Annotated in this window: 8 protein-coding genes; 1 reads left to right on the top strand and 7 read right to left on the bottom strand. The window is 43.6% G+C overall.

From position 1 onward, the window contains the following. Nucleotides 1-139 precede the first annotated feature (139 nt). The 3 genes from EKM76_RS01400 to EKM76_RS01390 form a co-directional block, all read right to left on the bottom strand. Nucleotides 140-436: a flavodoxin gene (locus tag EKM76_RS01400; RefSeq protein ID WP_386794894.1), complete on the bottom strand. Its 297-nt coding sequence runs from the start codon at nucleotides 434-436 to the stop codon at nucleotides 140-142. A gap of 127 nt (nucleotides 437-563) precedes the next feature. Next, a complete protein-coding gene (locus EKM76_RS01395) occupies nucleotides 564-1,442 on the bottom strand; it encodes a LysR family transcriptional regulator (protein WP_125548883.1) in 879 nt (292 codons plus the stop codon). A gap of 291 nt (nucleotides 1,443-1,733) precedes the next feature. Further along, the gene (locus EKM76_RS01390; RefSeq protein WP_125548887.1) at nucleotides 1,734-2,315 is read right to left on the bottom strand and encodes an LOG family protein; all 582 of its coding nucleotides are present in this window, start codon (nucleotides 2,313-2,315) and stop codon (nucleotides 1,734-1,736) included. Nucleotides 2,316-2,498: 183 nt separating this feature from the next. On the opposite strand from EKM76_RS01390, the gene EKM76_RS13380 reads away from it, so the two are divergent. After that, nucleotides 2,499-2,711, top strand: a complete 213-nt coding sequence (locus EKM76_RS13380) for a hypothetical protein (protein WP_164507555.1) — start codon at nucleotides 2,499-2,501, stop codon at nucleotides 2,709-2,711. Between the two features lie 64 nt (nucleotides 2,712-2,775). Here EKM76_RS13380 and EKM76_RS01385 read toward each other — a convergent pair whose 3' ends face one another. The 4 genes from EKM76_RS01385 to EKM76_RS01370 all read right to left on the bottom strand — a co-directional run bounded on the left by EKM76_RS01385 (nucleotide 2,776) and on the right by EKM76_RS01370 (nucleotide 6,029). Next, the gene (locus EKM76_RS01385; protein ID WP_125548882.1) at nucleotides 2,776-3,294 is read right to left on the bottom strand and encodes an O-acetyl-ADP-ribose deacetylase; all 519 of its coding nucleotides are present in this window, start codon (nucleotides 3,292-3,294) and stop codon (nucleotides 2,776-2,778) included. Beyond that, nucleotides 3,294-4,067 (bottom strand): metallophosphoesterase, encoded by a 774-nt coding sequence (locus EKM76_RS01380; protein ID WP_125548881.1) that lies wholly within the window; start codon nucleotides 4,065-4,067, stop codon nucleotides 3,294-3,296. Before EKM76_RS01380 ends, EKM76_RS01385 begins: the two co-directional genes overlap by 1 nt. 131 nt (nucleotides 4,068-4,198) lie before the next feature. Then, nucleotides 4,199-5,038, bottom strand: a complete 840-nt coding sequence (locus tag EKM76_RS01375) for an aldo/keto reductase (RefSeq protein WP_125548880.1) — start codon at nucleotides 5,036-5,038, stop codon at nucleotides 4,199-4,201. 46 nt (nucleotides 5,039-5,084) lie between these two features. Next, complete coding sequence (locus EKM76_RS01370; protein ID WP_125548879.1) at nucleotides 5,085-6,029, bottom strand: DMT family transporter; 945 nt, start codon at nucleotides 6,027-6,029, stop codon at nucleotides 5,085-5,087. Nucleotides 6,030-6,431 lie beyond the last annotated feature (402 nt).

Raw genomic sequence — 6,431 nt, 5'->3', positions numbered from 1 at the left:
CCTTGTTATCTAAGTAATACTGAACGGCCTGTTCCTTAAATTCCTTGTCATAACTGTGCTTCGTCATTATTTGATCCTCCAATTTACTTCCTTAATTATACTAAATCAGAGTCTCTATTTAACTTGTACACTTTTTATTCTAGGCCCATAACGTCCCCCACCAAATCGGAAAACCAATAAAAATTTTCTTTTCCGCAGTTAGATCAGCAATTAACGGTTGCGCTGCTACTGTCACTTGTTGGGCTAATTCGGTCTTCGCTCGTTGTAAAGTTACAGCGTAATTAGTTGAATACGGCACGCTAGCTTGCAACGCAAGACAGCGGCAATCTAGCTGCGCCGCCAACTTTTGTGCAACCAGTGCCGTATTGCCACTATTAATATATTGGACTGCACCATGTTGCTTATTTTGGCCGGCATGGGAAAAATAGATCACCACCGTCAATTCGTTCGCCACCTTTTACTTAACTTACGCCTATTAGCATACGGCCTAAAAGTATATACGTCTAATGCTTATTTATAATCGTTCTATGCTTTTTAAGCATAAAAAAAGAGAACTAGCTCAACTAGTTCTCAAATGCCCGGCGAAAATAATGGATAAACTCGCGCACTACTGGTGAAGTTTCACGTTCACGGCGCCACGCCAGCACACAATTCGTCTGGACTGCCGGCGCAAACGGAATAAATTTAGTACCAGTCCCATACTGGGGGGCGCCTTCAATACAGACCGCAGATCCCACTTGGCGCTGTACTAATGAAATAATATTGAAGCTAAGATTATAGTTGCCGATAATATTTAGATTTGCTAGCGGCCGTCCAACCCAATCGGCTACCAATTGTTGCACATCTGGTCGTCCGGAAACTAGTAGCGGCGTCCCAATCAAGTCAACCGGCTGAACCACGTCACTTTCAGCTAAAAAGGATTCGCTGGAGACTAATAAGCCCCAGCGTTCAGTCCGTGGTAGCACAATTTTGTGATATTTAGCAGTATTGATCGGTTCCAATAATACTGCTAAGTCGATCAAGCCTTTATCCAATCGTTCCACAATATCATCACTTGTTTCCGTGTAGATACTAAAAGTCACTTCCGGATAATCAGCAATAAATTCCTCCAAAATCAGCGACAAAGTATCTGAATTATCAGCCTCCACACAGCCAAGTGCAATATGACCGCTAAATAACTGCTTTTTTCGATCAATAAATTCCTGCTGTGTTTGATCGGTCAATTCAAGAATCTCTTCAGCACGACTTTTTAGAAATAAACCAGCTTCAGTCAGATGCAGCCGATTCTTTTGCCGAGTAAATAATTGCGTATCTAGATCAGTTTCCAATTCTTTTAATTGACGGCTCAAGGTGGGTTGCGTAATATGCAAAACTTGTGCCGCTTGCGATACCGTGCCTTCTTCAGCGATAGTGATAAAATATTTTAATAAACGAATTTCCATAAAGGCCTCCAACTAGCATTATCTGGCACAACACGAAACTTTATCAACCAAAAAATCGTTGGTCGTGATCGCCCCAATAACGACCAACACTTACCCAAGTCACGTAAAAATAGTTCACGCCGCCTTTTAGCTTTATGCAAAAAAACATATCACCACCAGTCCGCGATAGATCACCGTTGCCACTGAGAGAATAAGGCCCGCGCCGATACTTTGCCAACTGAACTTTTACCACAAAATTTGTGGCTGATGGTGACTAAAGTGTAACCTAATGCCACTAATAATGCCGCTTGCTTATAAACCGCTAACCTGCGGGTATGTCCGTACTTTTGGTGGTACATAACTATTCATAAATTTTAAGATTTCCGCTAATGAATCCGTGAATAACAGTTTTTGCCGATCAGTAGTTGTCAGAAATTCCTTCTGTGTCATATCATCAAACATTTGCTTCAAAGGATCGTAGTAACCTGCAACGTTGTAGAAAACACAGGGATTGGTATTATCACCGATCCGCGCCCAAGAAAAAGCCTCAATGATTTCTTCCAGAGTACCTGGCCCGCCAGGTAACGCGATACAACCATCGGCTAACGTTAACATGGTTTGTTTGCGGACCGCCATATTGGCAACAATTTTTAAATCAGTTAACCTCGTCAGTGCTGCCCCGCGCTCGGCTAATTCCTGTGCCATCACGCCATGGACTTGACCACCCGCATCCAATACTTCATTTGCCAGCAAGCCCATCAGGCCAACCCCGCCACCGCCATAAACTAACTCTAAATGATTCGCAACTAGCCAGTCAGCTAGTTGCACCGTCGCCGCCTGATAGGCTGGATCATTACCGGGCGCCGCACCACAATAAACCGCAATTTTTTGCATCATTTGACCCTCTTTTATTAGTATCATTAATTAATCTTATTTTAGCACATTTAAGCTAAAGGCTGACTCAGGTAACTAAAATTCAAACAGCTGACTAAGCCTGTACTTCATGCGTTATTTTTGCTTATCATATCTATTTAGATTACCTTATATTTAAAACCTAAATATAAGGAGCACAAAATAATGGTAAAAATTTTAACTTTAATGCTGAATTCTGGTGAAGAATTGATTTTAGAACAGGTCGATAGCGTCAAAGTCATCACCGATGACGCCGTGATCAATACTACCGCCCGCAATTTTTTTAATATTGGTGCTGCAGAACGTTATATTATCACCTCTAGTTGCGGTCATACGCAATTACAGCGCACCGATATCGCCAGTGTAGTTGCCGACTAACACGCATGTTGAAAAGCTGTGTACCGCCATTGATGGTGGTACACAGCTTTTTTGATTCTACTGTTTAATTGCCAACTACCTGCTGGTATGCCTGTTGATAAGCCGCCAACGTCGTCGCATCAAAACAAACCATGGTCACCGTCTGAATCACGGTATTCGCTGCTAAAAAATCGCGGATCGTGGTTAACGCAATTACAGCGGCGGCTGCTAAAGGATAGCGATACACGCCAGTACTCAGTGACGGAAAAGCAATTGTTTGACAATTATACGCTGCCGCCAAAGCTAAACTGTTGCGATAAGAATTATGCAGTAAGCAGGCTTCACTTTGGGTGCCATCGCGCCAAATTGGTCCTGGGGTGTGAATGATAAATTGAGCTGGTAAACGAAATCCTGGTGTGATTTTAGCTTCGCCAGTAGCACAACCATGTAATTTTTGACAAGCTGCCAATAATTCTGGCCCTGCTGCTCGATGAATCGCACCATCAACACCTCCACCACCTAGCAATGTAGTGTTAGCTGCATTAACGATCGCTGCAACTTTAATTTTAGTAATATCGCCGCGTATGATCCGAATCGTTCCCATTATTCAACCGCCTGTAGCTGACCGCCAACCACCCAATGGCGGCTGACGACTTGCCCATCTGTGGCTAACGTTAGCGCAAAAATACCGCCATTGGCTGCACCAGAACGACTGCCAGAATCAATGTTGTAGCGCGGCGTATCAGCCGGATCAGCTTGCATTTTAACGTAACCCTGCTTGGTAGTGGTCAAAGTTTGCACTGGTGTGTGACCCGTAACGATCACCTTTCCGAGGTCGTTGCGATGCCAATTGGTTGGATTAGCTGGATCATCAAAAAAATAAGAATCGCGAATCCAGATCAGATCATCTTTGACCTGCTGCTTCACCGCTGTGCCCCAATAAATACCGGCATGGACTGCCAATATATGCTCATTTTCCCAGGTCACTGGCAGCTGCTGCAAAAACTTTGTGTACGCTAGTAACGGAGGCTGATTCAGCTGCTGACTGATAGCCGGCAACGTCTCGCCCTGCAACCCAAGTAATTTCCAAGTGGCACGGCCACCATTACGCTTCCACGTATCAAAAGCCAACTCATTACCCAGTGCGGTTTGTGCCCAGAAATCATCGTGATTGCCTAATAATGCCACAGCAGCATGATTTTTCACTTGTGCCATGATCAAATCCAACACCTTTAATGGTGCTAATTCACCAACAGGCATGCCATCAAGATAATCGCCTAAAAAAATCACTTGACTCGCTTGCAGTGTTGGCTCGGCCAATAAAACGGCCAAGTCGTCCGCTGCCGAATGAATATCGCCGATAAATGTATAATTCATATTTCCCCTCCGTAATTTTCACTGATTCTAGTATACCGCATCACTGGATAAAAATAGGACCCTACCATAAGTGTCTTACAGTCTGATCCTAAGTTTATACTTTCAGCATTAATTAGCTTGGTTATCAGTCACTAAGCTAATTTGCTCAACTGTGCAAAATCAGCATCACTAAGCTTAATTTCTTGTGCCGCAATATTTTGCTGCACATGATCAACTGAGGACGTGCCTGGGATCGGTAAAATTACCGGTGAACGCTGCAGTAACCAGGCCAACGCAATTTGTGCCGGCGTAGCATTATATTTTGTTGCAATCGTTGTTAACGCATCGCCGCTGGTTAATTTACCAGTCGCCAACGGAAACCAAGGGATAAAAGCCATATGCTGTTGTTCCGCATAATCCAGCACTGCTTCATCAGCACGATCGATCAAATTATAACGATTTTGCACTGATACGATCGGCGCCACTTTTTGGGCCGCTTTGATTTGGGCAACAGAAACTTGGCTCAAGCCAATATGCTTGATTTTACCTTCTTTTTGTAGCGCTGCCAGTTCGCCTACCTGTTCTTCAATACTAAAATCAGGATCAATTCGGTGTAATTGGAGCAAATCGATTTGCTCTAAGCCTAAACTGAATAAATTTAATTCCACTTGTTGCCGCAAGTATGCCGGATTACCAACTGCCGTCCATTGATTTGGTCCTTGCCGAGTAAACCCAACTTTAGTCGCCACCATAACTTTATGCTCAGGCCGTTGCTGTAGGGCGTCCTTCAAATATAGATTGGCGAAAAACGGTCCATAAGAATCAGCGGTATCAATAAAGTTGACCCCCGCATCAATTGCAGCAACGATCACCGCTGCTGCTTTTTTGGCATCTGCTGCTGGTCCCCAAACGCCTTGGCCAGGTAATTGCATCGTCCCGTAACCTAACCGATCAACAGTTAGCTCTGGATCAAAAGTAAATTCTTTTTGCATTGAAATATGCACCTTTCTGTCTACTGGAATATCATCCATTATACCACTAGACCAATCGAATCAGCATTACGCCGGCAACCATCACCGCCAAATTCAATAACTGTACACGCGTAACTGGATTCTGTCGTGATTCTAACCAACCAAATTGATCGATCAGCAAACTGCCGACCATCAACCCAACCAATACAATGACCACCGCCAAGCCAGTTCCCACTAGCGGCACCAAGTAAACGTTACCGAGAACATAGAAAGCACCGATCAAGCCGCCGATCCACATCCACCACGGTTGTGACTGTCCTTTTTTAAATTGGAATTTAGGCCGTAAAATCAAAACAACTATCAGCAGCGCCACCGTCCCCACAAAAAACGAAATAAAAGCAGCCTGCATCGTTGAACCTAAAACTTGACCTAAATGTCCATTGATCGCCGTTTGAGTTGCGCTAAACATCCCTGCAAGCACTCCCAGTAAGCGCCACAACCATAAACCACCGTGCGTCGTTGCGACTACGGCTTCTTGGTGTATCTTTTTGCCCCGTTGCGCTAACCAATCATCAAGCCCGACTGCTCCAACGATTCCCAGCAACACTAGCAAAGCCCCTAACAGGCGACTCACTGATAAAGGCGTGGCCAACGAATAAAACAAACCATAATTATCGATCAACAAGCCAGCAATAATTTGGCCTAATACCGGCATGATCACCGTCTGTACACTACCTAATTTAGGAAATAGCAAAATATTACCGGTTAGATAAATTACCCCAAAAATACCACCTAGCCACAACCAGATAGGCTGTTGCCGCAATAATACTGCGGAAATTAATAATGTGTGTTGACCGATCAACGTGATTGCTGCCAAAAAAACTGTCCCTAAGGCAAACGAAATTAACGATGCTAAAAATGGTGAGCCTAACGATTGCCGTAACCTTGAATTAATACTAGTTTGCATCGGTAATCCAATACCAATGAGCAAGCCGATCATAACCGCTAACATAAGATCCCTCCTACCGCACTTAAATGTTGTTGCAAGTTTAGTCTAAATCAGGGCATCCGGCTACTAATTTGACTTATTTAAAGTTAATAAAAAAGTCGAACTCTTTTTGAATTCGACTCATGCATCTGATAATAAGTTTAAACAAAGCGAATCACCGCCACTGCATCGATCAGTAGCAGTAGATAAGCGACAACCACGACCGCTAAAACTAAAAATAACGCGATCACTAAGTTGCCTAATAATCGTTTCGTCATGCTAAGCCACTCCCTTTGTATCAATTTAGTTTCAGCATACCAAGGGAGGCCGCTAGAAGAAAATATAACGCATACTAATTCAACTATTTTTATCTTCAGCTAAGCCGCTATAAAACTTACTAACACTAAGCTTTGAAAAAGGGCTAGC

Source organism: Loigolactobacillus zhaoyuanensis, from assembly GCF_003946385.1.
GTDB lineage: Bacteria > Bacillota > Bacilli > Lactobacillales > Lactobacillaceae > Loigolactobacillus > Loigolactobacillus zhaoyuanensis.
The sequence above is the reverse complement of the archived record's forward strand: the minus strand, read 5'-3'. Positions and strand labels throughout refer to the sequence as shown.